Source organism: Rhodobacter capsulatus, assembly GCF_003254295.1.
Taxonomy (GTDB): domain Bacteria; phylum Pseudomonadota; class Alphaproteobacteria; order Rhodobacterales; family Rhodobacteraceae; genus Rhodobacter; species Rhodobacter capsulatus.
Window position 1 is genome coordinate 144,577 of the sequence record NZ_QKZO01000004.1, and the last position, 25,794, is coordinate 170,370.

A 25,794-nucleotide genomic window follows, 5' to 3' on the forward strand; every position below is an offset into this window, starting at 1 on the left:
GATGACCGAGATCCGCGTTCCCGGGCTTGGGGAAAGCGTCTCGGAAGCCACTGTCGCCACCTGGTTCGTGAAACCGGGCGAGATGGTCGTGGCCGATGCGATGCTCTGCGAGCTTGAAACAGACAAGGTGACGGTCGAAGTCCGCGCCCCCTCGGCGGGGGTGCTGAGCGAGGTCGTCGTCAAGGAAGGCGAGACGGTGGCGGTGAACGCCCTGCTGGCCGTGCTTTTGTCCGCGGGCGCGATGCCGCCCGCGCAACCCAAATCCGAAGGCCCGGCTGCCCCTCAAAAAGCCGCGCCGACTGTTCAAGAGGTCAAGATGACGGATGTCATGGTCCCCGCGCTGGGCGAAAGCGTTGCCGAAGCCACGGTCTCCACCTGGTTCAAGAAGCCGGGCGATGCCGTCGCGCAGGACGAGATCCTGTGCGAGCTGGAAACCGACAAGGTCTCGGTCGAGGTTCCGGCGCCGGTCGCGGGCGTGCTGAGCGAGATCCTCGCGCCCGAGGGCGTTTCGGTCGCCGCGGGCGGGCGTCTGGCGATCCTGACGGCGGGCGCGGCAGCCACTGCCGCCCCGGCCGCGGCCGCCTCCGCGCCCGCCCCGGCGGCGGCGCCCGCGAAGGATGTCGAACATGCCCCGGCGGCGAAAAAGGCGATGGCCGAAGCGGGGCTCAGCCCCGATCAGGTCACCGGCACCGGCCGCGATGGCCGGATCATGAAGGAAGACGTGGCCGCCGCCGCGGCTGCCCCGGCCGCCGCCCCGGCCCCTGCCGCGCCCGCCCCGGTCGCGACGGCGCAAGTCTCGATCGCGCCGCCGCCCGCCACCGTGCCGCGCGCCCCGGTCCCGGCCGAAGATGCGGCGCGCGAGGAACGGGTGAAGATGACCCGCCTGCGCGCCACGATCGCGCGCCGCCTGAAGGACGCGCAGAACACCGCTGCGATGCTGACCACCTACAACGAGGTGGACATGTCGGGCGTGATGGATCTGCGCAATGTCTACAAGGACCAGTTCGAGAAGAAACACGGGGTCAAGCTGGGCTTCATGGGCTTCTTCGTGAAGGCCTGCTGCCACGCGCTCAAGGAAATCCCCGAGGTGAACGCCGAGATCGACGGCGGCGACATCATCTACAAGAACTACGTCCACATGGGCGTGGCCGTTGGCACGCCCTCGGGCCTTGTGGTGCCGGTGCTGCGTGACGCGGATCAAAAGGGCTTCGCCCATATCGAGCGCGAGATCGCCGAACTGGGCAAACGCGGCCGCGACGGCAAGCTGACGATGCAGGAAATGCAGGGCGGCAGCTTCACCATCTCGAACGGCGGGGTTTACGGCTCGCTGATGTCCTCGCCGATCCTGAACCCGCCGCAATCGGGCATTCTGGGCATGCACAAGATCCAGGACCGCCCTGTGGTGGTGAACGGCCAGATCGTGATCCGCCCGATGATGTATCTGGCGCTCTCCTACGATCACCGCATCGTCGACGGCAAGGGCGCGGTGACCTTCCTTGTCCGGGTGAAAGAGGCGCTGGAAGATCCGCGCCGCCTGCTGATGGATCTCTGATCCCGCCCGATGCCGCAGGGGGCGGAAACCCGCCCCCTTCACGCAAACCGCCCCCCTTTCATCTTGCTGAAAATACCTCGGGGGGCCCGGGGGGCAGCGCCCCCCGCCATTCGTCAGGGGAATGACCATGGCAGAATTCGACGTCATCATCATCGGCGGCGGCCCGGGCGGCTATGTCTGCGCCATCCGCTGCGCGCAACTGGGGCTGAAGACCGCCTGCGTCGAGGGGCGCGGGGCCTTGGGCGGCACCTGCCTCAACGTGGGCTGCATCCCGTCCAAGGCGCTGCTGCATGCCACGCATGAGCTGCACGAGGTGCATGAGAACTTCGAGAAAATGGGCCTGATGGGCGCCAAGGTGAAGGTCGACTGGGCGAAGATGCAGTCCTACAAGAAGGACGTCATCGACGGCAACACCAAGGGCATCGAGTTCCTGTTCAAGAAGAACAAGGTCACTTACCTGCAGGGCTGGGGCTCGATCCCGGCGCCGGGTCAGGTGAAGGTCGGCGAGGACATCCACACGGCGAAGAACATCGTCATTGCCACCGGCTCGGAAGCGGCGGGCCTGCCCGGCATCGAGATCGACGAGGCGACCGTCGTCACCTCGACCGGGGCGCTGTCGCTGGCCAAGGTGCCGAAATCGATGGTGGTGATCGGCGCCGGGGTGATCGGGCTGGAGCTTGGCTCGGTCTATGCGCGTCTGGGCGCCGAGGTGACGGTGGTCGAATATCTCGATGCGATCACGCCCGGCATGGATGCCGAGGTGGCCAAGGGGCTGCAGCGCATCCTGACCCGTCAGGGGCTGAAATTCGTTCTGGGCGCCGCGGTGCAGGGCGTCGACAAGGCGAAGGGCAAGAACACCGTGCGCTACAGCCTGCGCAAGGACGAGAGCGCCCATGCGATCGAAGCCGAGGTGGTGCTGGTGGCGACCGGCCGCAAGCCCTTCACCAAGGGGCTGGGCCTTGAGGCGCTGGGCGTCGAGATGCTGCCGCGCGGGCAGGTGAAGACCGACAGCCATTGGGCGACGAATGTGCCCGGCATCTATGCGATCGGCGATGCGATCATCGGCCCGATGCTGGCCCACAAGGCCGAGGACGAGGGGATGGCGGTGGCCGAGGTGATCGCGGACAAGCATGGCCATGTGAATTACGACGTGATCCCCGGGGTGATCTACACCACGCCCGAGGTGGCCTGCGTCGGCAAGACCGAGGATGCGCTGAAACAGGAAGGCCGGGCCTACAAGGTCGGCAAGTTCTCCTTCATGGGCAACGGCCGGGCGAAAGCCGTGTTCCAGGCCGAGGGCTTCGTGAAAATTCTGGCCGATGCGGCGACGGACCGGATTCTGGGCGCCCATATCATCGGCCCCTCGGCGGGCGACATGATCCATGAAATCTGCGTCGCGATGGAATTCGGCGCCTCGGCGCAGGATATGGCGCTGACCTGCCACGCCCATCCGACCTATTCGGAAGCCGTGCGCGAGGCGGCGCTGGCCTGTGGCGACGGTGCGATCCACGCCTGAGACGGACCGGCCCCGGCTTCGGTCGGGGCCGCTTTCGGACCGCCGGGGCCAATTCTCTGCGCTGCGGCAAATCTGGGCTTGCTGATTCTGTCCGGCTTGTGCTTCATCGCGCAAGATTGTTGCGAGGAGAGAATCATGACCGCTGCCCGCCCCACCCGTTCGGTGCTCTACATCCCCGGTTCCAAGGAACGGGCGCTGGAAAAGGCGACGGGTCTTGCCTGCGACGCGATCATCTTCGATCTGGAAGACGCGGTGGCGGTCGATGAAAAGGTCAATGCCCGCGCCATTCTGATCAAGGCGCTGCGCGAGGCCGATTTCGGCGCGCGGATGCGGATCGTGCGGATCAACGGGCTCGACAGCGACTGGGGCCGCGACGATGCGTTCGCCATGGCCGCGGCGCTGAAGGACGGCGTGAAGATCGACGCCGTGCTGATCCCCAAGGTCTCGACCAAATCCGATCTGGATGCCGTTGCGAATCTCATTCCGACCGTGCCGCTTTGGGCGATGATGGAAACCGCGCTGGGCATGCTGAACGCCGCCGACATCGCGGCGCATCCGCGGCTTGAAGGCATGGTGATGGGCACCAACGATCTGGCGAAGGAGCTGCAAAGCCGCTTCCGCGCCGATCGGCTGCCGCTGCAGACCGGGCTGGGCTTGTGCCTGCTGGCCGCCAAGTCTTTTGGCAAGATCATCGTCGACGGCGTCTACAACGCCTTCAAGGATGACGCGGGCCTGCGCGCCGAATGCGATCAGGGCCGCGACATGGGCTTTGACGGCAAGACGCTGATCCACCCGGCGCAGCTTGACATCGCCAACGCCGCCTTTGCGCCCTCCGAGGCCGAGATCGACCTCGCCCGGCGCCAGATCGCCGCCTTTGACGCGGCGCAGGCCGCGGGGCAGGGGGTTGCGGTTGTGGATGGAAAGATCGTCGAAAACCTGCATATCGTGACGGCGCGGCAAGTCCTTGCGAAAGCGGAGGCGATTGCCGCACTCGCAAGTTGAGAGGCAAGCCATGTCCCTGATGATCCTCGGCATCCTGCTTTGGGTGCTGCCCCATTCCTTCAAGCGCCTGGCGCCGCATCGGCATCTGATGCTGATGCCGCAGATCAAGGCGATCGTCGCGGCGCTGATCCTGACCGGCACCGCGTTGATGGTGATCGGTTACCGCTCGGTCGAGGTGACGCCCGACGACAACCTTTACACGCCGCTGCCGGGGATCGGCCATCTGAACAACCTGCTGATGCTGATCGCCATCTATCTGTTCGGCGTCGGCGGCTCGCGCTCGATCCTGATCGACAAGATGCGCCATCCGATGCTGACGGGGATGCTTTTGTGGTCGGTCTCGCATCTGTTGGTGAACGGCGATTATGTCTCGGTGATCCTGTTTGGCGCGCTGGGCGTCTGGGCCGTGGCCGAGATGGTCGTGATCAACCGCGCCGGTCCGTGGAAGCGGCCGAAACCCGGCTCGCTCAAGGGCGATCTGAAGAACCTGATCGGCACGCTGGCGATCTATGGGATCATCGTCTGGCTGCATGGGCTGATCCTCGGTCACAGCCTGTTTCTGGGGACCTATCCGTGAAACTGTATCGGCTCCTGACCGAGGATGACACTTCGGCCTTCTGTCACAAGGTTTCGATGGCGCTGGCGAAGGGCTGGGAGCTGCACGGCAGCCCCGCCTATGGCTTCGACGCGGCGCGCGGCGTGATGCGCTGTGCGCAGGCGGTGGTGAAGGATGTGCCGGGGGACTACCACCCCGATCTGAAACTGGGAGAGCAGTAAGATGGCGACGAAGACGAATCCGGGCCGTTTCTTCGAGGATTACGCGGTGGGGCAGGTGATCGGCCATGCCGTTCCCCGCACCGTGGCCGAGGGGGAGCGGGCGCTCTACCACGCGCTTTATCCCGCCCGGCATGCGCTGTATTCCAGCGATGTCTTCGCCGCCAATTGCGGGCTGGATGGCTCGCCGCTCGATGATCTGCTGGCCTTCCACACCGTCTTTGGCAAGACCGTTCCCGATGTCTCGCTGAATGCCGTCGCCAACCTCGGCTATGCCGAGGGGCGCTGGGTGCTTCCGGTCTATCCGGGCGATACCTTGCGCGCGGTCTCGGAAGTGATCGGGATCAAGGAGAACTCGAACGGCAAGTCGGGCAACGTTTATGTCCGCACCCGGGGCCTCAACCAGAATGACGAGGTGGTGCTGGATTATGTCCGCTGGGTGATGGTGCGCAAGCGCGACGCCGCCAGCCCCGCGCCCGCGCCGGTGCTGCCCGAGCTGCGCAAGGTCGTTCCGGTCGAAGATCTGGTGATCCCCGAGGGGCTGAGCTTCGAGGATTACGATTTCACCCTGGCGGGCGAGCCGCATCGGCTTTCGGACTATGAGATCGGCGAAAAGATCGACCATGTGGACGGCGTGACGATCGAGGAGGCCGAGCACATGCTGGCCACGCGGCTGTGGCAGAACACCGCCAAGGTGCATTTCGACGCCACCTTCCGCGAGGATGGCAAGCGGCTGATCTATGGCGGTCATGTCATTTCGATGGCCCGCGCGCTGTCGTTCAACGGGCTCGCCAATGCGCAGATGATCGTGGCGCTGAACGGCGGCGCCCATGCCAACCCCTGTTTTGCGGGTGATACCGTCAAGGCCTGGTCCGAGGTGCTGGACAAGGCCGAGACCGAGGCCCCGGGCGTTGGCGCGATCCGGCTGCGGCTGGTTGCGGTCAAGCAGGGCGCGGCGCCCTTCGCGCTGAAGGGCGCGGACGGGAAATACGCGCCCGAGGTGCTTCTGGATCTCGATTACTGGGCGCTGATGCCTTTGTGATCGCAAATCCGCCCGCGCGCGGGTGAGTCGGACAGACGGGGCGGAAACCGGGGCACGGTTTCCGCCCTTTCCTTTTGCACTCTCCCGCAGATGGCTCAAGGCTGCCTTGTGCGGCACGAAAAGCGGCATCCGAATGTTACCGGACGACATTTGCCCGGCGTCGGTTTTTGTGATCACAAAGCGAAATTTCCGCCGCTTTTTTGCAACTGCGAAGGCGAAATTTGATCTGAATGCGTGACTTGCCCGCCGTGACCGCCTATTCAGGTCTCACAATTCCGGCCAACCCGTCTGCCTCCACTCTCTGGCCCGCGCAGACGGCCCAGCGAGTGAGGGACCCCAAATGGCTGAACCGAAACGGGTCGAACGACCCCTTTCCCCCTTCATGATCGGCCCGTATTACCGTCCGCAGATGACGTCGATGAGCTCGATCCTGACCCGGATCACCGGCAACGCGCTGATTGCGGGCTTCCTGCTTGGCGCCTGGTGGCTGATCGCCGCCGTCTCCAGCCCCGGCTATTTCGGCGTGGTGAACTGGATCGTCACCTCCTGGCTGGGCTGGCTGATCTTCGCGGGCATGGCCTGGGCGATGTGGTATCACTACCTGACCGGGCTGCGGCATCTCTTGTGGGACACCGGCCGCGGGCTGGATGTCGAAACCGCCGAGAAACTCGGCTGGGGGGCGATCATCGGCTCGGTCGTGCTGACGCTTTTGACGCTCATCATTCTGGCGATTTTCTGAGGAGGCCACCATGCGCTATCTGACCGATCGCAAACGCGCCGTCGGCAAGGGGGCCTCGGGGTCCGGCACCGAACATTTCTGGTGGATGACGATGTCCTCGGTGGCGCTGGCCTTTCTGGTGCCCGCCTTCATCTTCGTCTTCGGTCATGCCATCGGCATGAGCCAGGCCGAGCTTCAGGCCTATTTCGCCCGGCCCTTCCCGGCGATCCTGACCGCGCTGGTCACCATCGTCGGCATGCGCCATTTCGCCAAGGGCGCGCAGGTGATGCTGGAAGACTACACCCAGGGCAGCCTGCGCAAGGGGCTGGTGATCTTCGTCTATTCGCTGTCGTGGCTGATCTCGGCCCTGGTGCTTTATGCGCTGGCGAAGATGATGTTCCTCGCCGCCGCGGCGCAACAGATCACGAACTGACAGGGGCAACCGGACAATGGCTTCCTATACTTACGAAACCCACAACTATGACGTGGTGGTGGTCGGTGCCGGTGGCGCGGGCCTGCGCGCGACGCTCGGCATGGCCGAACAGGGGCTGCGCACCGCCTGCGTGACCAAGGTCTTCCCGACCCGCTCGCACACCGTTGCGGCGCAGGGCGGCATCGCGGCGTCCCTTGGCAACATGGGCCCGGACAGCTGGCAATGGCACATGTTCGACACCGTCAAGGGCTCGGACTGGCTCGGCGACACCGATGCGATGGAATATCTGGCGCGCTCGGCGCCTGCCGCGGTCTATGAGCTGGAACATTACGGCGTGCCGTTTTCCCGCACCGAGGCGGGCAAGATCTACCAGCGCCCCTTCGGCGGTCACACCACCGAATTCGGCGACGGCCCGCCGGTGCAGCGCACCTGCGCCGCCGCCGACCGCACCGGCCACGCCATCCTGCACACGCTTTACGGCCAGAGCCTCAAGAACAACGCGGAATTCTTCATCGAATATTTCGCGCTCGACCTGATCATGTCCGAGGATGGCGTCTGTCAGGGCGTCGTGTGCTGGAAGCTTGACGACGGCACCTTCCACGTCTTCAACGCCAAGATGGTCGTGCTGGCGACGGGCGGCTATGGCCGCGCCTATTTCTCGGCGACCTCGGCCCATACCTGCACCGGCGACGGCGGCGGCATGGTGGCGCGGGCGGGTCTGGCGCTGCAGGACATGGAATTCGTGCAGTTCCACCCGACCGGCATCTATGGTTCGGGCTGCCTGATCACCGAAGGCGCGCGCGGCGAGGGCGGGTATCTGACGAACAGCCAGGGCGAGCGCTTCATGGAACGCTATGCGCCGCATTACAAGGATCTGGCGCCGCGCGACTATGTTTCGCGCTGCATGACGCTGGAAATCCGCGAAGGCCGCGGTGTGGGCGAGCATAAAGACCACATCCACCTGAACCTGTCGCACCTGCCGAAAGAGGCGCTGGCCGAACGTCTGCCGGGCATCTCGGAATCGGCGAAGATCTTTGCCGGCGTCGATGTCACCAAAGAGCCGATCCCGGTTCTGCCGACGGTTCACTACAACATGGGCGGCATCCCCACGAACTACTGGGGCGAGGCGCTGAACCCGACGGCCGACAATCCGAACGCGATCGTGCCCGGTCTGATGGCCGTGGGCGAGGCCGGTTGCGCCTCTGTGCACGGGGCGAACCGCCTTGGCTCGAACTCGCTCATCGACCTTGTCGTCTTCGGCCGGGCCGCGGCGATCCGGGCGGGGGAAATCGTCGATCCGAAGGCGCGTCCGGCGGCCTATAACCAGGCCTCGGTCGACAAGTGCTTTGCACGCTTCGACGGGCTGCGCCATGCCAAGGGCCACACCCCCACGGCGGACCTGCGGCTGGAAATGCAGCGCACCATGCAGGCCGATGCGGCCGTCTTCCGCACCGACAAGACGCTGGCCGAAGGCAAGGCGAAGATGACCGAGATCGCGGCCAAGGTCGCCGATCTGAAGGTCACCGACCGCTCGCTGATCTGGAACAGCGACCTGATGGAAACGCTGGAACTGACCAACCTGATGCCGAACGCGCTGGCCACCATCGTCGGCGCCGAAGCGCGCAAGGAAAGCCGCGGCGCCCATGCCTCGGAAGACCATGCGACGCGCGACGACGCCAACTGGCGCAAGCACTCGATCATGCGGGTCGAGGACAACAAGGTTGACCTGAGCTATCGCCCGGTGATCACCGCACCGCTGACCACCGAGGCGGAAGGTGGCATCAGCCTGGCGAAGATCGCGCCGAAAGCGCGGACCTTCTGAGATGGCGCGGGTCTGGGCATATGGGATCGCGGCGGCGGGGCTTGCCCTGGCCGGTTGCGGCCCCATGGCCCTGCCCGAAGCCGAGAAGCTTTGCGCCGAAACCGTCGCCCCGAAAGCGCCCCTCTCCGGCGAAGGCCGGATGGGCGTCACCTCGGGCGGCACTTTCGAAAGCGGCGTGAAGCTGACCTTCACCATGGGCAGCGGCGGCGGCGATCCCGGCGCGGCCTATGACCGCTGCGTCCGCGCCCGCGCGGGGCAAGCGCCCAACCGCCCCTATTACACCGTGCCGCAGGGGAGGGGATGATGGAGCTTCTGTGCTTCCGCGATGTCCCCGTGATGCCGGTCACCCGCATGCGCGAACATGTGCCGCTGGGCGGTCCGGTCTGGCCCGAGTTCGAGCGTCAGACCGCGGCCCGGTTTTGCTATTCCGGCCGTCCCGCCGACACCGCGCCGCCCTTGCGCAAGCCGGTGCGGCAGTTCCGCCGCCCGGCGCTTTGGGGCGGCTATCTCAGCCATGAATTCGGCCATCTGATCGCCGAACACATCACCCGGCTTCTGCCCGCGGTCAGCCAGCGCGATACGGATGTGGTGCTGTTCACCCTGCCCACCGGCACCGCCCCCGAGGCGCTGGCGCCCTGGGTGCATCAGGTGTTCGACTGGCTGACGATGCCCGCGCGTCGCGCCCGCTTCGTCACCGAACCCAGCCTTGCGCCGGAATTGCGGGTCTGCGCCCAGGGCGAGATGCTGGGCGGCACCGCCCCCGATTCGGCCTATCTCGATCTGCTCGACGCGCTGCCCGGCCGCCACGGGATCGACCTGCAACCGCGCCTGCCGCTGATCTATGTCAGCCGGGCCGGGCTGGTGGCGACCGGCCGCGGCGGCCATCTGGGCGAGACCTATCTGGCCGGGCTTCTGGCCGAGCTGGGCGTGACGGTGATCGACCCCGGAACCCTGCCGATCCGCGCGCAGATGCAGGCCTATGCCCGGGCCGAGGCGCTGGTCTTTGCCGAGGGCTCGGCGCTGCATGGCCGCCAGCTGCTCGGCCGCCTCGATCAGGATATCCACATCCTGCGCCGCCGCACCGGGCCGGATGCCTGGACGGCGGTGCTGACCCCGCGCTGCCGCAGCCTGCGCGCGCATGATGTCGTGGCCGGTCATCTGACCGTCTCGGGCCGGTTCCGGGGCCCCGCGCATGCCGCCCCGCGCGAATTGCGCCATCTTTACGCGACCTTCTATGATCTGCCCGCGCTTTTCGCCGCCTTCGCCGATCTGGGCGTGCCGCTGGCCCGGCACTGGAACCACGACGCCTGGCGCGCGGCCGTGCTGGACGATGCCCTGCGCTGGCTTTTGGCCCAGGCCGCCCCGGTGACCCAGGCGCTGCCCAATCTCATCCGCCTCATCGAGCAGATTTCCACCCCCGATGAGCTTCTCGACTTGGCCGAGCCGCCCCCGGCCCGGTCCGCTTCGCACTGAAAGGACGCCCAATGGTTCAGTTCACGCTTCCGAAAAACTCCAAGATCCGCGTCGGCAAGACCTGGCCGCGGCCCGAGGGCGCCAAGACCGTGCGCAAGTTCAAGATCTACCGCTGGGATCCGGACACCGGGGAAAATCCCCGGGTGGACACCTATTTCCTCGACATGGACCGTTGCGGGCCGATGGTTCTGGATGCGCTTCTGAAGATCAAGAACGAGATCGACCCGACGCTGACCTTCCGCCGGTCGTGCCGCGAGGGGATCTGCGGCTCGTGTGCGATGAACATCGACGGCATCAACACGCTCGCTTGCATCTACGGGCTCGACGAGATCAAGGGCGATGTCCGCATCTACCCGCTGCCGCATATGCCGGTGGTCAAGGATCTGGTGCCCGACCTGACGCATTTCTATGCGCAGCATGCCTCGATCATGCCCTTCCTGCAGACGACGACGAACAAGCCCGAGAAAGAGTGGCTGCAATCGATCGAGGACCGCAAGAAGCTCGACGGTCTTTATGAATGCGTGATGTGCGCGTCGTGTTCGACCTCCTGCCCGAGCTACTGGTGGAACTCGGACCGCTACCTTGGCCCGGCGGCGCTCTTGCATGCTTACCGCTGGATCATCGACAGCCGCGACGAAGCCACGGCCGAGCGTCTCGATGAGCTGGAAGACCCGTTCAAGCTCTACCGCTGCCACACGATCATGAACTGCGCCAAGACCTGCCCGAAGGGGCTGAACCCGGCCAAGGCGATCGCCGAGATCAAGCGGCTGATGGTCAGCCGGCACGTCTGATCCGGCTCTGTTTCTACGAAAGGCCCCGGCACTGCCGGGGCCTTTTTGCTGCGTTGCGGAAAATGCATATCGCAGTTGCAGCATTTAAGCTGTCGGGCGCTTCGCGCATGGGATAGTTTGTCGCAGGGGAGACCACGCACCCACAGGAGCAAGCCATGTCGAAGATCGTCACCTTCCGGAAAAAATCCGAGCAGGAAAAAGCCGCCGAAGCGCTGAGGATTCTGACCGATGCTTACGCCTATTACACCCCCGCCCGGGGCAAGGCGGATCTGGTCGAAGAGACCGAGATCGAGCAGATGTTCGAATATTACGCGGCCTGAGCCGGATCTGTCGCGAAAGCGCCCCTGCCGGTCGGCGGGGGCTTTTCTTTTTCGCCGGGGCCGGGTGAGACTGGGGCAAAGGAGACCGCCCCCGTGAAACCGTCCAGACCCGAGCACCAAGCCCCCGCCGATGCCGCCGCCCGCCGCGCGATCAAGCCGGTGATCTGCTACCCGGTCGAAACCTTGCCGCGCCCTGATCTGGCCGCGCTGCGCGCCGCCCGCGAGGGCTGGACGAAGATCGACGAACTGATCGTTCCGGCGCGTGAGGCGCGGTTCTTTGAAGTCCCCGCGGGGGGCTTTTTCCGCATCGTCTCGATCGAGGGGCCGCAGGTCGGGGATCTGAACCTCTGGTCGGCTCAGGATCTGAACGAGCGCTTCTATTCCGGCAAGACCCGCGCGCTGCACGGCACGCATCTGTCGACCGGCGATCAGCTCTGGTCCTCGATCCCTTACTTGCGACCGATGGCGACGATCACCGACGACACGCTCGACTGGTATGGCATCGACGAACACGGCGGCTCGGTGCATGACGTGATCGGCACCCGCTGCGATCCCTATACGCATCATCTGCTCTCGGGCGGGGAGAATTACCACCACTGCTGCCATTCGAACCTGACCCGCGCGCTGGCCGAGGAAACCGGGCTGATGAAACATACTTGCGAATTCCACGTCCATGACGTGCTCAATGTCTTCATGTGCACCGGCTTCACCCGCGACACCGGCCAGTATTTCATGAAGGCCAGCCCGGTGCGGCCGGGCGATTATCTGGAATTCTTCGCCGAGATCGATCTGGGCTGCGCGCTCTCGGCCTGTCCGGGCGGCGATTGTTCCTCGGAACATTCCTCGGACGCTGCCGCCTGTCATCCGCTCAAGGTCGAGATCTATCGGCCGCAGGACAGGCCCGAGGGCTGGGTCTCGCCCGCGCGGAACGGCTACGACCGGACCCACGGCTGCGATCTGGACTGAGCCGGGCAGGGGGGCGCTGCCCCCCTCTTGGCCTCTCGGCCAATTCACCCCCCGGGATATTTGCCCCAAGGTGAAAGGCAAAGCCGGATCTGATTTCACCTTGGGGCAAATATCCCGGGGGGCGTCCCGCAGGGACGGGGGCAGCGCCCCCCTTACTCCGCTTGCGGCGCCTGCAGCTCGGTTTCCAGAAAGCGCTCGAACGCGTCCAGATCCAGCGGCTCGAAGGCGCCGAAGCTCTGGATCCAGATGATCGCCCCCTCCATCGCCGCGGGTTCGAGCTTGCACCATTTCACCCGGCCGCGCTTTTCCTGACTGATCAGCCCCGCCTCGGCGAGGATCGCCAGATGTTTCGAAATCGCCGCAAGCGACATCTGAAACGGCGCGGCCACGTCGGTCACCGCCATGTCGTCTTCCAGCAGCATGGTCAGGATCGCCCGCCGCGTCGGGTCGGCCAGCGCGGCGAAGACGGCATCAAGACGGGGGGAGGCGGAAAGGTCCATGCGGCCACATTGCGCATCCTGCGGCAAAACGTCAACCGATCGGTTGAATATGACTTTGGTCCGGCGCGTGCAAAACCGCGCCTTGATGCCCGCGGCTGGTTGCGCAAACGATAACGAAAACAAGAGCTTGTTGGCGCGGAAAGACTCTGTCAACGGCGTTGACTCATCGGGCTTGCACCGTTACACACGGCCTCAACCTGCGGGGAGCATCCATGTCGGAGGAAGTTGGCGGAGAACCTGATCCCGAGCGCTTGGCGGCGCTTGAGAAACGGTTGTCGCAACTGAAGAAGACCGAGGAGGCGCCCAAACGCGCAGCGGATGGCGATCTACGCATGGCCGACATGGCCTGGCGGATGGTCATCGAACTGGTTTCGGGGCTGGGGATCGGCTTCGGCATCGGATTGGGGCTGGATGCCATCTTCGGCACGCAGCCTTTCCTGATGCTGATCTTCGTCTTCCTCGGTCTCGCGGCGGGGGTGAAGGTGATGCTTCGCTCGGCCGCGGACTTGACAAAGGCACAGGCAGCTGCGGCCGCAGCTGGCAAAGAGGGGAAATAGTCGTGGCAGAAGAAGCTGGCACCGGCCTTGTGTTCCACCCGATGGAACCGTTCAAGATTCACTCGATGTTCGACGGCGAGCCGATCCGTTGGTTCGAGTTCTTCGTGCCGACGAACGCGACCCTGTGGATGGCGATCGGCGTCGTGATGATCGCGCTGCTGATGGTCGTGGGCACGCTGCGCCGCGCCCTCGTGCCGGGCCGCATCCAGTCGCTGGCCGAGCTTGCCTATGGTTTCGTCCACAAGATGGTCGAAGATGTCGCGGGCAAGGACGGGCTGGTCTACTTCCCCTACATCTTCACGATGTTCCTGTTCATCCTGTTCTCGAACTTCCTTGGCCTGATCCCGATGGCCTTCACCCCGACCTCGCATATCGCGGTGACCGGCGTGATGGCGTTGGGCGTGTTCATCGGCGTGACCGCGCTGGGCTTCATGAAGCACGGCAGCCACTTCCTGAACCTGTTCTGGGTCTCGGCCGCGCCGCTGCCGCTGCGCCCGATCCTGGCCGTGATCGAGGTGATCTCCTACTTCGTGCGTCCGGTCAGCCACTCCATCCGGCTTGCGGGCAACATGATGGCCGGCCATGCCGTGATCGAGGTCTTTGCCGCCTTCGCACCGGTGATCCTGATCTCCTTCGTCGGTGTTGTGGTGACGCCGCTCGCGTTGCTGGCGATCGTCGGGATGTATGCGCTCGAAATCCTCGTGGCCTTCGTTCAGGCCTATGTCTTCACCATCCTGACCTGCGTCTATCTGAAAGACGCGCTGCATCCGGGCCACTGAGGCCCGGACCCGCAGCCCGGGTCGATCTGAAAACCTCAATTCAGCCAATTCCAACCTCAAGGAGTGTCCATCATGGAAGGCGATATCGTTCAAATGGGTGCCTACATCGGTGCTGGTCTCGCGTGCACCGGCATGGGCGGCGCCGCCGTCGGTGTGGGCCACGTTGTCGGCAACTTCATCTCGGGTGCGCTGCGCAACCCGTCGGCGGCCGCTTCGCAAACCGCCACCATGTTCATCGGTATCGCGTTCGCCGAAGCGCTGGGGATCTTCTCGTTCCTCGTCGCGCTTCTGCTGATGTTCGCCGTCTGATCCCTGCTGAGAAACCTTGCGGTCGGGTGGGTGTTCGCACCCACCCGGTAACTGAAGGGTCCAGGGGGACGACATGGCAAACGAAACACACGCGGTCGAGGCCGCTGCTGCTGTCGCCGGACACGCTGCCGAGGCTGCGGAAAAGGGCGGGATGCCGCAGCTCGACTTCTCGACCTTCCCGAACCAGATCTTCTGGCTGCTGTTGGCTCTGGGCGCCATCTACTGGCTGCTCAAGAACATCGCCATTCCGCGCATTGCGGGGATTCTGGCCGATCGTGCGGGCACCATTACCGGTGATCTCGAAGCGGCGGAACAATACAAGCTGAAGGCCAAGGACGCGGAAGCGGCCTATGCCAAAGCTTTGGCCGACGCCCGGGCGCAGGCGCAAAAGATCATCGCCGAAGCACGTGCGGCGATCCAGAAGGACCTCGATGCCGCCACGGCGAAAGCCGATGCGGATATCGCGGCACGGGTCGCGCAGTCCGAGGTGAAGATCGCCGAGATCCGCGCGGGTGCGCTGGAGGCGGTGCAGATCGTCGCCACCGAGACCGCCACGGCCATCGTCACGGCGCTGGGCGGCAAAGCCGACATGGGCGCGGTGAACGCGGCCGTGGGTCAGCGGGTGAAGGGGTAAGGCGATGAAGAAACTGACGTTCCTGCTCGTTGCTCTGGCGGCGAACCCGGCTTTCGCTTCCGAAGGCCCGTTCGTCTCGCTGCGCAACGCGCATTTCGTGATCCTCGTCGCCTTCCTCATCTTCATCGGCGTGCTGATCAAGTTCAAGGTTCCCTCGATGTTGCTGGGCATGCTCGACAAGCGTGCCGAGGGCATCAAGGCGGATCTGGACGAGGCCAAGGCGCTGCGTGACGAAGCGCAGAAGATCCTGGCGAGCTACGAGCGCAAGGCGCGCGAAGTCCAGGGTCAGGCCGACCAGATCGTCGTCGCCGCCAAGCGCGACGCGCAACTGGCGGCCGATCAGGCCAAGGCCGACCTGAAGGAGGCCATCGCGCGCCGCCTGAAGGGGGCCGAAGACCGGATCGCCTCGGCGGAAGCCGCTGCGCTGAAGGACGTCAAGGACCGGGCCGTGCAGGTGGCGGTTGCCGCCGCGGCAGAAGTTCTGGCGAACCAGATGTCGGCGGCCGACAAGTCGGGCATGATCGACGCCTCGATCGCTCAAGTGGAAACCCGGCTGAACTGAGCCGCGCCACAGCAAAGACAGAAAACCCGGCTTCGGCCGGGTTTTTTCATGTCTCGGCGGGGGCAGGGCGGGGCGCAACGCAAAACGCGCGCCCGGGGGCGCGCGTTCGGAAAGCTTTGCCGGCGGATCAGACGGCGCGGATCGCGGTCACGTTCGATTTCGGCTCGCCCGCATTGGCGTCGATGAAATCGAGCACCAGCGGCCGGATGTTGTTGCGCCAGGACGAGCCCGCGAAGATGCCGTAATGGCCCGCGCCCGGTTCCAGATGCTGCGCCTTCTTTTCCTCGGGCAGACCGGTGCACAGCCGCAGCGCCGCCACGCATTGTCCGGGCGCCGAGATGTCGTCATTCGCGCCCTCGACCGTCTTCACCGCGACGCGGGTGATCTTGCCGATATCGACGCGCTTGCCCTCGACCTCGAAGCGGTTCTGTGCGATCTCAAGGCCCTTGAAGATCCGCTCGACCGTCGAGAGGTAGAATTCCGCGGTCATGTCCATCACCGCCAGATATTCATCATAGAAGATGTTGTGATGGTCGTGTTCCGAGCCTTCGCCCTTCGATTCCATCAGGATCTTGTCGGAAAACGCCTTGGTGTGCTTGTCCATGTTCATCGAGATGAACGAGGCGAGCTGCATCAGCCCCGGATAGACCAGCCGCCCGGCGCCCTTGTATTTGAAGCCGACGCGCTGGATCACCATGTGTTCCAGCTGCCCCATGGTGACGCGACGGCCGAAATCGGTCACCTCGGTTGCGGCGGCATCGGGGTCGATCGGCCCGCCGATCAGCGTCAGCGTGCGCGGCTGCGCCTCGGGTTCTTCCTCGGCCAGATAGGCGGTCGCGGCCAGCGTCAGCGGCGCGGGCTGGCAGACCGCGATCACGTTGATGTCGGGGCCCAGTCGGCGCATGAATTCGACGAGGTAAAGCGTGTAATCCTCGATGTCGAACTTGCCCGCGCTGACCGGAATGTCCCGCGCATTGTGCCAATCCGTCACGTAAACGTCGGCATCGGGCAGCAGACTGGCCACGGTCGAGCGCAGAAGCGTCGCGTAATGGCCCGACATCGGTGCAACCAGAAGGATACGCCGCGGCATCGGCGCCCGGCCCTGGACCTTGAAATGAATGAGCGCGCCGAAGGGCTTGTCGATCAGCGTCTCGATCTCGATCAGGTGGTCCTTGCCATCGGCGGCGGGGATCGAGCGGATGCCCCAGTCGGGCTTGATCACCATGCGCGCGAAGCTGCGCTCGGTGACCCGGCCCCAGGCCGACATCAGCTTGAACATCGGATGGGGCGTCAGCCCCCAGACCGGATAGGAGGCCATGGCACGGGCCGACGCGCCCATCCATTCATTGGTGTTCCTGATGGTTTCCATCAGGTCGTAGCTCATCATGCCCTTCATCGGCACTCCCCAAGAAACCGCACAATCGTCGCTTGTTCCCGTGCAAGCGGACGTTATGTTTCATCATAAAGGATAGGGAGGAAATTTCGTTATGACAACGCCTGAAAAGGTCGAATCTGCTGCATCGCAGCAAATGCGGGACAATCTGGCGCGGATTGAAACACTTACACAACGCATGATTGAAGCCTTTGCGCAAAAGCGCGCGCCCAATCCGGCCCTGGAGGGGCCGGGGCTCGATCTTTACGTCGCCTCCTCGACGGCGCTTTTGCGCGAGATGACGGCGAATCCGGCGAAGATCTTCGAAGCGCAGGTCAGCTATTGGTCGCAGGCGATGACGCATTACATCGACGCCACCCATGCCTTTGCCCAGGGCACCTTCAAGCCGCCCGCCGATCCGGGGCCCAAGGATCGCCGCTTTTCCAACCCGCTGTGGGACAGCCATCCCTATTTCAATTTCATCAAGCAGCAATATCTGATCGCCTCGACCTCGATCGAGGAGGCGCTCTCGAAGATCGAGGGGCTGGACCCGGTCGACCGGCGGCGGCTGGAAATGTTTTCCAAACAGATCATCGACATGATGGCGCCGACGAATTTTCTGGCGACGAACCCGGATGCGCTGGAAAAGGCGGTGGCGACCGAGGGCGAAAGCCTGGTGCGGGGGCTGGAAAACCTGGTCCGCGACATCGAGGCGAACCACGGCGATCTGGTGGTGACGCTGGCCGACAAGAAGGCCTTCAGCGTCGGGCACAACATCGGCACCGCCAGGGGGCAGGTGGTCTGGCGCAACCGGCTGATGGAGATCATCCAATACGAGCCCACCACCCCCGAGGTGCACAAGACCCCGCTGATCATCTTTCCGCCCTGGATCAACAAGTTCTACATCCTGGATCTGAAACCGCAAAACAGCCTGATCCGCTGGATCGTCGATCAGGGCTTCACGCTGTTTGTGATCAGCTGGAAGAACCCGGACCGGTCCTATGCCGATGTGGGGATGGAGGATTACATCCGCGACGGCTATCTGGCGGCGATCGAGGAGGTGAAGGCGATCACCGGCGAGAAACAGGTGAACGCGGTCGGCTATTGCATCGCGGGCACGACGCTGAGCCTGGTCCTGTCGCTGCTGGAGAAGCGCAAGGACCGCTCGATCAAGTCGGCGACCTTCTTCACCACGCTGACCGACTTTTCCGATCAGGGCGAATTCACCCCCTTCCTGCAGGATGATTTCGTCGACGGGATCGAGCGGCAGGTGCGGCTCGATGGCGTGCTCTCGAGCTATTACATGACGCGGACCTTTTCCTATCTGCGGGCGAATGACCTGATCTATCAGCCCGCGATCCGCAGCTACATGATGGGCGAATCGCCGCCCGCCTTCGATCTGCTGTTCTGGAACGGCGACAGCACCAACCTGCCGGGCAAGATGGCGGTGGAATATCTGCGCGGGCTCTGTCAGGCCGATGCCTTCACCAAGGACGGGTTCGAGCTGATGGGGGAACGGCTGCATGTCTCGGGGGTCAAGGTGCCGCTCTGCGCCATCGCCTGCGAGACCGACCATATCGCGCCCTGGATCGTCAGCTTCAACGGCGTGGCGCAGATGGGCTCGCAGGACAAGACCTTCATCCTGTCGGAATCGGGTCATATCGCCGGGATCGTCAACCCGCCGACGAAGGACAAATACGGTCATTATACCTCGGCGGCGCCGATCGCGGACCCTCAGGCCTGGAAGGCGCAAGCGACCTATACCCGGGGCAGCTGGTGGCCGCGCTGGGGGGAATGGCTGGCCGGGCATTCGGGCAAGAAGGTTCCCGCGCGCGCGCCGGGCGATGCGACGCATCCGCCGCTGGCGCCTGCCCCCGGAACCTATGTCGTGGAGGTTGTGCCGCTTTAGGCTCGCACGGCGCGGAGAGGGGGCTTTGGCCCCCTTTCCTAAGGTGATTCTCCATGACGCAGATCAACCTGGGCGCGAATATTGCGCTGCGGCGCAGAAAATTTCCCTTGCAATGCTGCACTGCAGCATTTATATCTGAGTCAAGCGAACGGGCCCCGCCGCCTCGATGGGCCCTCTGACCGGAGCGACTGAAATGGCCAAGACCCAGGACTTCACCAAGATGATGCAGGACATGATGGCCTCGATGCCGATGGACATGTCGAAGATGCAGGACGCGTTCAAGGCGCAGACCGTGCTGACCGAAAAGATGGCCAGGGTCGCCATCGACGCCGCCGAGAAATCGACCGACATCTCGGCGAAATGGGCCAAGGACTCGCTGGCCAAGGTCGGCGCTCTGACCGCCTCGAAAGCCGAACCGGCCGATTACGCCAAGGTGATGAGCGATTTCGCCTCGGCCTCGGTCGAGATGGCCACGGAAAACCTGGCCGCCTTTGCCGAAGTGGCGAAGAAGGTGCAGATGGACACGGTCGAGCTGATGCTGGCCGCGGGCAAGGAAATGACCGAGGAAACCACCGCGGCCGTGAAAAAGGCGACCGACGAAGTCACCGCCGCCGCGAAAAAGACCGTCGCGGCGAAGTGAACCGGATCGGCCCGGTTTCCTCCTCCCTGCCGGGTTGACCATGGGCGCACTTCGGTGCGCCCTTTTCTTTTGTTGCTTTTGCCGCGGCGCAGCCTAAACATTGCTGCGGCGCCAATAAGACCCACGGGAGGAGACACCATGGCCGAAGAGGCGAAGCCCTTGCTGATCAAGCGCTATGCGAGCCGGCGGCTTTATAACACCGAGACGAGCGATTATGTCACGCTCGAGGATATCGCCTCCTTCATCCGGCAGGGGCGCGAGGTGCAGATCGTCGATCTGAAATCGGGCGACGACCTGACGCGGCAATATCTGCTGCAGATCATCGCGGAACATGAAAGCCGGGGCGAGAACGTGCTGCCGGTGGATGTGCTGACCGATCTGGTGCGCAGCTACGCGACGCAGGCGCAATCCGTGGTGCCGCAATTCCTGGCCGCGAGCTTCGAGATGCTGCGCGAGGGTCAGTCGAAGATGATGGAGAATTTGACCGCCTTCCCGCCGGTGCCCGGCTTCGAGGCGCTGCAACGCCAGCAGGAAGCGTTCCTGAAGACGATGTTGGCGGGTTGGGGCGCGACGGTCGGCACCACGCCCGAGGCGGGCGGCGAGGGCGCGGGCGGGCGCGACGAACTCGACGCGATCAAGAAGCAACTGGCCGAGTTGCAGTCGAAACTGTCGAAACTGTGAGCAGGCCGGGGGGCGCTGCCCCCCGGAACCCCCCGCTCGGGGGCAGGCCCCCGAGACCCCCGGCCAGGATCCGGGCCGTATTTCTGAAAACCGGGGCTCTGCCATGCGCCCGGGCTTGCCAAGGCAAGGTCCGGGCCCCCATTCTGGCCTCGACAGGGAGCGGTGATGACGGGCAAGGCAAAAGGGCGGGGCGAGAAGATCAGCCTCTGGGCGGTCGAGATGCTGGTGGCGACGGCCGAAGAAGGGGCGATCACCGCGGCGGCGCGGCGGCTGGGGGTCTCGGCCTCGGCGGTCAGTCAGCAGATCGTGGCGCTGGAAACTGCGCTGGGGGCGGAGCTGGTCGACCGCACGGCGCGGCCCTTCGGGCTGACGGCGGCGGGGCGGGCCTTTCTGCCCCATGCCGAGGCGATGCTGGACGAGCTGGCGCGGGGCCGGGCCGGGGTGGGGCTGGCCGATCCGGCGGGCTTGCGCAGTTTCCGTCTGGGCATGATCGAGGATTTCGAAGCCGAGGTGACGCCGCTTCTGCTGGCGGGGATGGGGGCGGAGCTGACCGCCTGCCGGTTCCTGCTCGAGACCGGGCCGAGCCATCGGCTGGCGGCGCAGCTCGAGGCGCGGGCGCTTGACATGGTGGTGGCGGCCGAGATCGAGGGCGCGCAGGAGGGGCTGGAACGGCATCCGCTTCTCTCCGAACCCCTGATCGCGGTCTGGCCCGAGAGGATGGTGGGGACCGATCTGCCGCTTTTGCATTATTCGCGCCGCACGCTGATGGGGCAGCTGATCGCCGCCTATCTCGGGCGGATCGGCGAGAGCCCCGGCCATCGCTTCGAGATCGACAGCACCCCGGCGATTCTGGCGATGGTGGCGGCGGGGCAGGGATGGTCGATCCTGACGCCTTCGGGCGTGCTGCATGGCAAGCGGGCAGGGGTGGCGCTGGCGCCGCTGCGAGGGCCGGGGCTGAGCCGCCGCATCGTGCTGAGCGCGCGGGCGCGCACGATGGGGGAGCTGCCCGGCGCGGTGGCGCAGCGGTTGCGCGGCCTTCTGGCGGAGCGGATCGTCGCGCCTGCGCTGCTCGAAGCGCCCTGGCTTGAGGCATCGTTGCGCGTCGAATGATTGCGCCCGCTCTCGCGGACGCCGCGGATGGGGGGCTTTCCGCCCCCCTCTGCTCCTGCGGAGCATTCACCCCCCGAGGATATTTGCGCCAAGGTGAAAGGGGAGGGCGGGTATCGCGTCGAGCCAGATACGAAAACGCCCGGCTCGGGCCTCGGGCAGGAGGGGGAACCGGGCGTTTCACCTTGGATGGTCATCGGCGTCCCCGCCTGTACCGTGACCCCATCCTTCGCCAAACTGGTTAAGAAAAGGTTTCACCTTTCACCTTGGCGCAAATATCCCGGGGGGTGAGCGGCGCAGCCGCGAGGGGGGCAGAGCCCCCCTTTTGGGGCGCCCGCGACAGCGGGCGCAACAGTTTCAGACCAGACGGCTTTGCGCCAGCGCGGCCTTGACGAAGCCCGCAAAGAGCGGATGCGGCGCGAAGGGTTTCGACTTCAGCTCCGGGTGGAACTGCACGCCGATGAACCACGGATGGTCCTTGTGCTCGACGATCTCGGGCAGACGGCCGTCCGGGCTCATCCCCGAGAACACCAGACCGCAGTTTTCCAGCGCTTCGCGATAGGTGATGTCAACCTCGTAACGGTGGCGGTGGCGTTCCTCGATCTCGGTCTTGCCGTAAACCTCGGCCACGCGCGAGCCCGCCGTCAGATGCGCCGAATAGGCGCCCAGCCGCATCGTGCCGCCTTTGTCGTCGGTCAGTTTCCGCTCCACCCGGTGGTTGCCCTGCACCCATTCCTTGAGGTGATAGACCACGGGCGTAAAACGCTTTTCGCCCGCCTCATGATCGAATTCCTCGGAGCCCGCATTCGTCAGCCCCGCCATGTTCCGCGCGGCCTCGATCACCGCCATCTGCATGCCCAGACAGATCCCCAGATAGGGCACGCCCTTTTCGCGGGCGAATTGCGCCGCGCGGATCTTGCCCTCGGTGCCGCGCTCGCCAAAGCCGCCGGGCACCAGAATGGCGTGGAAGGGCTCCAGATGCGGCGCCGGGTCTTCGCGTTCAAAGATTTCCGCGTCGATCCATTCCGCTTTCACCCGCACCCGGTTTGCCATGCCGCCATGCGTCAGCGCCTCGGCGATCGACTTGTAGGCGTCTTCCAGCTGCACATATTTGCCGACGATGGCGACGCGGACCTCGCCCTCGGCATGGGTCAGCCGGTCCATCACGTCTTCCCAGCGGCTCATGTCCGGCCGCGGCGCGGGCGAGATGCCGAAGGCGTTCAACACCGCCTGATCCAGCCCGGCGCGGTGATAGGCCAGAGGCGCCTCGTAGATCGAGCGCAGGTCATAGGCCGGGATCACGCTGTCGGGCCGCACGTTGCAAAACAGCGCGATCTTCGCGCGTTCCTTGTCCGGGATCGGATGTTCCGAGCGGCAGACCAGCACGTCGGGCTGCAGCCCGATCGAGCGCAGTTCCTTGACCGAGTGCTGCGTCGGTTTCGTCTTCAGCTCGCCGGAGGCCGCCAGATAGGGCAGCAGCGTCAGATGCATGAAGATGCATTGCCCGCGCGGCCGTTCCTGGGCGAATTGCCGGATCGCCTCGAAGAAGGGCAGGCCCTCGATATCGCCGACCGTGCCGCCGATCTCGCAGAGCATGAAATCGACCTCGTCATCGCCGACGCCAATGAAGTCCTTGATTTCATTGGTGACATGCGGGATCACCTGGATCGTCTTGCCCAGGTAGGCGCCGCGGCGCTCTTTCTCCAGCACGTTCGAATAGATCCGCCCCGAGGAGACCGAATCCGTCTTGCGGGCGCTGACGCCGGTGAAGCGTTCATAATGGCCCAGATCGAGGTCGGTTTCCGCGCCGTCGTCGGTGACGAAGACCTCGCCGTGTTCGAACGGCGACATCGTGCCCGGATCGACGTTCAGGTAAGGGTCGAGTTTGCGCAGTCGCACCGAGAAGCCGCGGGCCTGCAGAAGGGCACCCAGAGCGGCCGAAGCCAGCCCCTTGCCCAGCGAGGAAACCACGCCCCCGGTGATGAAGACATAACGCGCCATGAGACCCCCGTGACAAGCAAAAGAAAAGGCTTGTTCCGGTCGGGATCGACCGGAACCACGGGATTTGACTGATACACGATTCGCAGCCTGCCCGCAACCAGACCGCAAGACTTGGAGTAAACTAAGAGCCGAACGCCCAGTTATAGTGGGCTCAGTTCGAGGCAGGCGCCTCCGGCGCCGGCGTTTCGGTCGCCGCGGGCGTTTCGGCCGGGGCCTCGGTCGCCGCGGGCGGCAGAACCGGCGGCACGACCGGCTCGTCGGTCGTGGGCGGCGGGGCCGAAATCAGCGGCGAGCTGCCGGTGCTTTCCGGCGCCTCTGCCGGGGTGATGTCGATGACCGAGGTCCCCTTGTCCGCCCGGGCCGACAGCACCGTCAGGGTGATCGAGGTGGCCAGAAAGGCGATGGCAAAGACCCAGGTCAGCTTGGTCAGCGCATTGGCCGCCTGCCGCCCGGTCATCACGCCGCCGCCGCCACCGCCGCCCATGCCAAGGCCGCCACCTTCCGAGCGCTGCAACAGCACCACCCCGATCAGGAGGAGCGCCAGCACGAGGTGGACGACGAGGATGACGTTCTGGACGTTTTCCATGGGGGGGACGCGCCTTTTTTCATTCGACGCGCCTATCTAGGCGCTTGGGCCACGGCGCGCAACCCGGTTTTCTGCCGCTGCCGGGCCGGGGCGGGTCCTTGCGGCGAAAAATCGGTTTCCCCCGGGCGCTCACCCCGCTATATGTCGCGCGGTTTTCAGACCTGCGGAGAATGCGAATGGCCAACGTGGTGGTTGTCGGCGCCCAATGGGGCGACGAAGGCAAGGGCAAGATCGTCGACTGGCTCTCGGAACGGGCCGACGTGATCGCCCGCTTTCAGGGCGGCCACAATGCGGGCCACACGCTCGTCATCGGCGGCAAGGTCTACAAGCTGAATGCGCTGCCCTCGGGCGTCGTGCGCGGCGGCAAGCTCTCGGTGATCGGCAATGGTGTCGTGCTGGACCCCTGGCATCTGGTCAAGGAAGTGGCGGCGATCCGCGAACAGGGCGTCGAGATCAATCCCGACAACCTGATGATCGCGGAAAACACCCCCCTCATCATGCCGTTCCACGGCGAGCTGGACCGGGCGCGCGAGGCCCATGCCGCGGTGGCCAAGATCGGCACCACCGGCCGCGGCATCGGCCCCTGCTATGAAGACAAGGTCGGCCGTCGGGTCATCCGTGTCGCCGATCTGGCCGATGATGAAACGCTGCAGCTGCGCGTCGATCGCGCGCTTGTCCACCACAACGCGCTGCGCGCCGGGCTGGGCCTTGGCCCGATCGACCGCGAGGCGGTGCTGACCGATCTGCGCGCCATCGCGCCCGAGATCCTGCAATATGCCAAGCCGGTCTGGAAAGTCCTGAACGAGCTGCGCAAGGCGGGCAAGCGCATCCTCTTCGAAGGCGCGCAGGGCTCGCTGCTCGATATCGATTTCGGCACCTATCCCTTTGTCACCTCCTCGAACGTGATCGCGGGGCAGGCGGCGACCGGCGTGGGCCTCGGGCCGAATGCGGTCGATTATTCGCTCGGCATCGTCAAGGCCTATACCACCCGCGTCGGCGAAGGCCCGTTCCCGACCGAGCTGAAGGACGACGACGGCGAGCGTCTGGGCACGCGCGGCCATGAATTCGGCACCGTCACCGGGCGCAAGCGCCGCTGCGGCTGGTTCGATGCGGTGCTGGTGCGCCAGACCTGCGCGATTTCCGGCATGAAGGGCATCGCGCTGACCAAGCTTGACGTGCTCGACGGTTTCGAGAAACTGAAGATCTGCGTCGCTTACGATGTCGAGGGCGTGCGCTACGACTATCTGCCGACGCAAGCCGCGCTGCAGGCGAAGGCGAAACCGATCTACGAGGAGCTGGACGGCTGGTCGGAAAGCACGCAGGGCGCGCGGTCGTGGAACGATCTGCCCGGCGCCGCGGTGAAATATGTCCGCCGCATCGAAGAGCTGATCCAATGCCCGGTGGCGATGCTCTCGACCTCGCCCGAGCGGGATGACACCATCCTTGTGACCGACCCCTTCGAGGATTGAGCCGGTGCCGATCCCCTACAAGACCCGCCGCCGCCTGGCGCTGTTCGTTCTGGTCGTCGGCCTTCCGGCCTATATCGTCGTGGCGGTTTCCGCCGTGGCCTGGGCCGAGGCGCGCTGGGGCGTTTTGCCGTGGTGGGGATCGGTGCTGGTCTATGTCGGGCTGGGATTTCTCTGGATCGCGCCGATGAAGCCCGTCTTCATCGGCGTCGGCAAACCCGACCCGGACGCGCAACCGCCTGAACAGAAATGAAAACGGAGGGGCTTGCCCCTCCGTTTCCG

At 65.0% G+C, this 25,794-nt stretch carries 29 protein-coding genes; 25 read left to right on the forward strand and 4 right to left on the reverse strand.

Annotated elements, in window-relative coordinates; genetic code table 11:
* Nucleotide 1: 1 nt before the first annotated feature.
* The 14 genes from odhB (at nucleotide 2) to LY44_RS07290 (ending at nucleotide 12,409) form a co-directional block, all read left to right on the forward strand.
* On the forward strand, nucleotides 2-1,552 hold the full coding sequence (gene odhB, locus LY44_RS07230; RefSeq protein WP_111395989.1) for a 2-oxoglutarate dehydrogenase complex dihydrolipoyllysine-residue succinyltransferase: 1,551 nt from the start codon (nucleotides 2-4) through the stop codon (nucleotides 1,550-1,552).
* Nucleotides 1,553-1,679: 127 nt separating this feature from the next.
* On the forward strand, nucleotides 1,680-3,068 hold the full coding sequence (lpdA, locus tag LY44_RS07235) for a dihydrolipoyl dehydrogenase (RefSeq protein WP_055210804.1): 1,389 nt from the start codon (nucleotides 1,680-1,682) through the stop codon (nucleotides 3,066-3,068).
* A 135-nt stretch (nucleotides 3,069-3,203) separates the two neighbouring features.
* A complete protein-coding gene (locus tag LY44_RS07240; RefSeq protein ID WP_055210794.1) occupies nucleotides 3,204-4,070 on the forward strand; it encodes an HpcH/HpaI aldolase/citrate lyase family protein in 867 nt (288 codons plus the stop codon).
* A 10-nt stretch (nucleotides 4,071-4,080) separates the two neighbouring features.
* Nucleotides 4,081-4,647, forward strand: a complete 567-nt coding sequence (locus tag LY44_RS07245) for an NnrU family protein (RefSeq protein ID WP_055210792.1) — start codon at nucleotides 4,081-4,083, stop codon at nucleotides 4,645-4,647.
* Nucleotides 4,644-4,847, forward strand: a complete 204-nt coding sequence (locus tag LY44_RS07250; RefSeq protein WP_055210790.1) for a DUF1737 domain-containing protein — start codon at nucleotides 4,644-4,646, stop codon at nucleotides 4,845-4,847. Before LY44_RS07245 ends, LY44_RS07250 begins: the two co-directional genes overlap by 4 nt.
* A gap of 1 nt (nucleotide 4,848) precedes the next feature.
* Entirely contained in the window at nucleotides 4,849-5,886 is a 1,038-nt protein-coding gene (locus LY44_RS07255; protein ID WP_055210788.1) for a MaoC family dehydratase, read from the forward strand.
* A gap of 340 nt (nucleotides 5,887-6,226) precedes the next feature.
* Complete coding sequence (gene sdhC, locus LY44_RS07260) at nucleotides 6,227-6,625, forward strand: succinate dehydrogenase, cytochrome b556 subunit (protein WP_055210786.1); 399 nt, start codon at nucleotides 6,227-6,229, stop codon at nucleotides 6,623-6,625.
* Nucleotides 6,626-6,635: 10 nt separating this feature from the next.
* Entirely contained in the window at nucleotides 6,636-7,037 is a 402-nt protein-coding gene (gene sdhD, locus LY44_RS07265; RefSeq protein ID WP_055210784.1) for a succinate dehydrogenase, hydrophobic membrane anchor protein, read from the forward strand.
* Between the two features lie 16 nt (nucleotides 7,038-7,053).
* Nucleotides 7,054-8,859: a succinate dehydrogenase flavoprotein subunit gene (gene sdhA, locus LY44_RS07270; RefSeq protein WP_055210782.1), complete on the forward strand. Its 1,806-nt coding sequence runs from the start codon at nucleotides 7,054-7,056 to the stop codon at nucleotides 8,857-8,859.
* A gap of 64 nt (nucleotides 8,860-8,923) precedes the next feature.
* The gene (locus tag LY44_RS07275; protein ID WP_146707219.1) at nucleotides 8,924-9,163 is read left to right on the forward strand and encodes a hypothetical protein; all 240 of its coding nucleotides are present in this window, start codon (nucleotides 8,924-8,926) and stop codon (nucleotides 9,161-9,163) included.
* Nucleotides 9,160-10,332 carry a glycosyltransferase 61 family protein gene (locus LY44_RS07280; RefSeq protein ID WP_081024484.1) on the forward strand — a complete coding sequence of 391 codons (1,173 nt, stop codon included), beginning with the start codon at nucleotides 9,160-9,162 and terminating at the stop codon, nucleotides 10,330-10,332. The genes LY44_RS07275 and LY44_RS07280 overlap by 4 nt, the downstream gene beginning before the upstream one ends.
* Before the next feature lie 11 nt (nucleotides 10,333-10,343).
* Nucleotides 10,344-11,123, forward strand: coding sequence for a succinate dehydrogenase iron-sulfur subunit (locus LY44_RS07285; RefSeq protein WP_055210777.1), 780 nt, complete (start codon nucleotides 10,344-10,346; stop codon nucleotides 11,121-11,123).
* A gap of 155 nt (nucleotides 11,124-11,278) precedes the next feature.
* On the forward strand, nucleotides 11,279-11,443 hold the full coding sequence (locus LY44_RS17890; RefSeq protein ID WP_160320044.1) for a hypothetical protein: 165 nt from the start codon (nucleotides 11,279-11,281) through the stop codon (nucleotides 11,441-11,443).
* A 93-nt stretch (nucleotides 11,444-11,536) separates the two neighbouring features.
* The gene (locus tag LY44_RS07290; protein ID WP_055210775.1) at nucleotides 11,537-12,409 is read left to right on the forward strand and encodes an urea carboxylase-associated family protein; all 873 of its coding nucleotides are present in this window, start codon (nucleotides 11,537-11,539) and stop codon (nucleotides 12,407-12,409) included.
* Nucleotides 12,410-12,561: 152 nt separating this feature from the next.
* Here the strand turns inward: LY44_RS07290 and LY44_RS07295 are convergent, their stop codons facing one another.
* Nucleotides 12,562-12,909: an ArsR/SmtB family transcription factor gene (locus tag LY44_RS07295; protein WP_055210773.1), complete on the reverse strand. Its 348-nt coding sequence runs from the start codon at nucleotides 12,907-12,909 to the stop codon at nucleotides 12,562-12,564.
* A 212-nt stretch (nucleotides 12,910-13,121) separates the two neighbouring features.
* On the opposite strand from LY44_RS07295, the gene LY44_RS07300 reads away from it, so the two are divergent.
* The 5 genes from LY44_RS07300 to LY44_RS07320 all read left to right on the forward strand — a co-directional run bounded on the left by LY44_RS07300 (nucleotide 13,122) and on the right by LY44_RS07320 (nucleotide 15,750).
* Complete coding sequence (locus tag LY44_RS07300; RefSeq protein ID WP_055210771.1) at nucleotides 13,122-13,466, forward strand: AtpZ/AtpI family protein; 345 nt, start codon at nucleotides 13,122-13,124, stop codon at nucleotides 13,464-13,466.
* 2 nt (nucleotides 13,467-13,468) lie between these two features.
* Entirely contained in the window at nucleotides 13,469-14,245 is a 777-nt protein-coding gene (locus LY44_RS07305) for a F0F1 ATP synthase subunit A (RefSeq protein ID WP_173644535.1), read from the forward strand.
* Between the two features lie 72 nt (nucleotides 14,246-14,317).
* Nucleotides 14,318-14,554 (forward strand): F0F1 ATP synthase subunit C, encoded by a 237-nt coding sequence (locus LY44_RS07310; RefSeq protein WP_013066486.1) that lies wholly within the window; start codon nucleotides 14,318-14,320, stop codon nucleotides 14,552-14,554.
* Nucleotides 14,555-14,627: 73 nt separating this feature from the next.
* Nucleotides 14,628-15,188 carry a F0F1 ATP synthase subunit B' gene (locus LY44_RS07315; RefSeq protein WP_055210767.1) on the forward strand — a complete coding sequence of 187 codons (561 nt, stop codon included), beginning with the start codon at nucleotides 14,628-14,630 and terminating at the stop codon, nucleotides 15,186-15,188.
* A gap of 4 nt (nucleotides 15,189-15,192) precedes the next feature.
* On the forward strand, nucleotides 15,193-15,750 hold the full coding sequence (locus LY44_RS07320) for a F0F1 ATP synthase subunit B (RefSeq protein ID WP_055210765.1): 558 nt from the start codon (nucleotides 15,193-15,195) through the stop codon (nucleotides 15,748-15,750).
* A gap of 127 nt (nucleotides 15,751-15,877) precedes the next feature.
* Here the strand turns inward: LY44_RS07320 and phaZ are convergent, their stop codons facing one another.
* Nucleotides 15,878-17,146 carry a polyhydroxyalkanoate depolymerase gene (gene phaZ, locus LY44_RS07325; protein ID WP_055210763.1) on the reverse strand — a complete coding sequence of 423 codons (1,269 nt, stop codon included), beginning with the start codon at nucleotides 17,144-17,146 and terminating at the stop codon, nucleotides 15,878-15,880.
* A 91-nt stretch (nucleotides 17,147-17,237) separates the two neighbouring features.
* Here phaZ and LY44_RS07330 point away from each other — a divergent pair, with 91 nt between their 5' ends.
* The 4 genes from LY44_RS07330 (at nucleotide 17,238) to LY44_RS07345 (ending at nucleotide 21,462) form a co-directional block, all read left to right on the forward strand.
* Nucleotides 17,238-19,031: a class I poly(R)-hydroxyalkanoic acid synthase gene (locus tag LY44_RS07330; RefSeq protein WP_055210761.1), complete on the forward strand. Its 1,794-nt coding sequence runs from the start codon at nucleotides 17,238-17,240 to the stop codon at nucleotides 19,029-19,031.
* Nucleotides 19,032-19,224: 193 nt separating this feature from the next.
* The gene (locus tag LY44_RS07335; protein WP_055210759.1) at nucleotides 19,225-19,671 is read left to right on the forward strand and encodes a hypothetical protein; all 447 of its coding nucleotides are present in this window, start codon (nucleotides 19,225-19,227) and stop codon (nucleotides 19,669-19,671) included.
* 138 nt (nucleotides 19,672-19,809) lie between these two features.
* Nucleotides 19,810-20,352 (forward strand): polyhydroxyalkanoate synthesis repressor PhaR, encoded by a 543-nt coding sequence (gene phaR, locus LY44_RS07340; protein WP_055210757.1) that lies wholly within the window; start codon nucleotides 19,810-19,812, stop codon nucleotides 20,350-20,352.
* Nucleotides 20,353-20,517: 165 nt separating this feature from the next.
* Nucleotides 20,518-21,462 carry a LysR family transcriptional regulator gene (locus LY44_RS07345; protein WP_055210755.1) on the forward strand — a complete coding sequence of 315 codons (945 nt, stop codon included), beginning with the start codon at nucleotides 20,518-20,520 and terminating at the stop codon, nucleotides 21,460-21,462.
* 354 nt (nucleotides 21,463-21,816) lie between these two features.
* Here the strand turns inward: LY44_RS07345 and LY44_RS07350 are convergent, their stop codons facing one another.
* On the reverse strand, nucleotides 21,817-23,460 hold the full coding sequence (locus LY44_RS07350) for a CTP synthase (protein ID WP_055210753.1): 1,644 nt from the start codon (nucleotides 23,458-23,460) through the stop codon (nucleotides 21,817-21,819).
* 151 nt (nucleotides 23,461-23,611) lie between these two features.
* Nucleotides 23,612-24,046, reverse strand: a complete 435-nt coding sequence (secG, locus tag LY44_RS07355; RefSeq protein ID WP_055210751.1) for a preprotein translocase subunit SecG — start codon at nucleotides 24,044-24,046, stop codon at nucleotides 23,612-23,614.
* A 176-nt stretch (nucleotides 24,047-24,222) separates the two neighbouring features.
* Between secG and LY44_RS07360 the strand changes: the two genes are divergently transcribed.
* Together LY44_RS07360 and LY44_RS07365 are read left to right on the forward strand one after the other, a co-directional pair.
* Complete coding sequence (locus LY44_RS07360; protein WP_055210749.1) at nucleotides 24,223-25,515, forward strand: adenylosuccinate synthase; 1,293 nt, start codon at nucleotides 24,223-24,225, stop codon at nucleotides 25,513-25,515.
* Between the two features lie 4 nt (nucleotides 25,516-25,519).
* Nucleotides 25,520-25,765: a DUF2842 domain-containing protein gene (locus LY44_RS07365; RefSeq protein WP_055210747.1), complete on the forward strand. Its 246-nt coding sequence runs from the start codon at nucleotides 25,520-25,522 to the stop codon at nucleotides 25,763-25,765.
* Nucleotides 25,766-25,794 lie beyond the last annotated feature (29 nt).

Coding starts and splice junctions, on each gene's coding strand:
- LY44_RS07280 (WP_081024484.1), top strand. CDS start 9,160: ATGATGGAGCTTCTGTGCTTCCGCGATGTCCCCGTGATGCCGGTCACC.
- LY44_RS07320 (WP_055210765.1), top strand. CDS start 15,193: ATGAAGAAACTGACGTTCCTGCTCGTTGCTCTGGCGGCGAACCCGGCT.
- sdhC (WP_055210786.1), top strand. CDS start 6,227: ATGGCTGAACCGAAACGGGTCGAACGACCCCTTTCCCCCTTCATGATC.
- LY44_RS07330 (WP_055210761.1), top strand. CDS start 17,238: ATGACAACGCCTGAAAAGGTCGAATCTGCTGCATCGCAGCAAATGCGG.
- LY44_RS07255 (WP_055210788.1), top strand. CDS start 4,849: ATGGCGACGAAGACGAATCCGGGCCGTTTCTTCGAGGATTACGCGGTG.
- LY44_RS07310 (WP_013066486.1), top strand. CDS start 14,318: ATGGAAGGCGATATCGTTCAAATGGGTGCCTACATCGGTGCTGGTCTC.
- LY44_RS07295 (WP_055210773.1), bottom strand. CDS start 12,909: ATGGACCTTTCCGCCTCCCCCCGTCTTGATGCCGTCTTCGCCGCGCTG.
- lpdA (WP_055210804.1), top strand. CDS start 1,680: ATGGCAGAATTCGACGTCATCATCATCGGCGGCGGCCCGGGCGGCTAT.
- LY44_RS07245 (WP_055210792.1), top strand. CDS start 4,081: ATGTCCCTGATGATCCTCGGCATCCTGCTTTGGGTGCTGCCCCATTCC.
- phaR (WP_055210757.1), top strand. CDS start 19,810: ATGGCCGAAGAGGCGAAGCCCTTGCTGATCAAGCGCTATGCGAGCCGG.
- odhB (WP_111395989.1), top strand. CDS start 2: ATGACCGAGATCCGCGTTCCCGGGCTTGGGGAAAGCGTCTCGGAAGCC.
- LY44_RS07285 (WP_055210777.1), top strand. CDS start 10,344: ATGGTTCAGTTCACGCTTCCGAAAAACTCCAAGATCCGCGTCGGCAAG.
- LY44_RS07360 (WP_055210749.1), top strand. CDS start 24,223: ATGGCCAACGTGGTGGTTGTCGGCGCCCAATGGGGCGACGAAGGCAAG.
- sdhD (WP_055210784.1), top strand. CDS start 6,636: ATGCGCTATCTGACCGATCGCAAACGCGCCGTCGGCAAGGGGGCCTCG.
- LY44_RS07300 (WP_055210771.1), top strand. CDS start 13,122: ATGTCGGAGGAAGTTGGCGGAGAACCTGATCCCGAGCGCTTGGCGGCG.
- LY44_RS07275 (WP_146707219.1), top strand. CDS start 8,924: ATGGCCCTGCCCGAAGCCGAGAAGCTTTGCGCCGAAACCGTCGCCCCG.
- secG (WP_055210751.1), bottom strand. CDS start 24,046: ATGGAAAACGTCCAGAACGTCATCCTCGTCGTCCACCTCGTGCTGGCG.
- LY44_RS17890 (WP_160320044.1), top strand. CDS start 11,279: ATGTCGAAGATCGTCACCTTCCGGAAAAAATCCGAGCAGGAAAAAGCC.
- LY44_RS07345 (WP_055210755.1), top strand. CDS start 20,518: ATGACGGGCAAGGCAAAAGGGCGGGGCGAGAAGATCAGCCTCTGGGCG.
- LY44_RS07315 (WP_055210767.1), top strand. CDS start 14,628: ATGGCAAACGAAACACACGCGGTCGAGGCCGCTGCTGCTGTCGCCGGA.
- LY44_RS07350 (WP_055210753.1), bottom strand. CDS start 23,460: ATGGCGCGTTATGTCTTCATCACCGGGGGCGTGGTTTCCTCGCTGGGC.
- phaZ (WP_055210763.1), bottom strand. CDS start 17,146: ATGAAGGGCATGATGAGCTACGACCTGATGGAAACCATCAGGAACACC.
- LY44_RS07240 (WP_055210794.1), top strand. CDS start 3,204: ATGACCGCTGCCCGCCCCACCCGTTCGGTGCTCTACATCCCCGGTTCC.
- sdhA (WP_055210782.1), top strand. CDS start 7,054: ATGGCTTCCTATACTTACGAAACCCACAACTATGACGTGGTGGTGGTC.
- LY44_RS07335 (WP_055210759.1), top strand. CDS start 19,225: ATGGCCAAGACCCAGGACTTCACCAAGATGATGCAGGACATGATGGCC.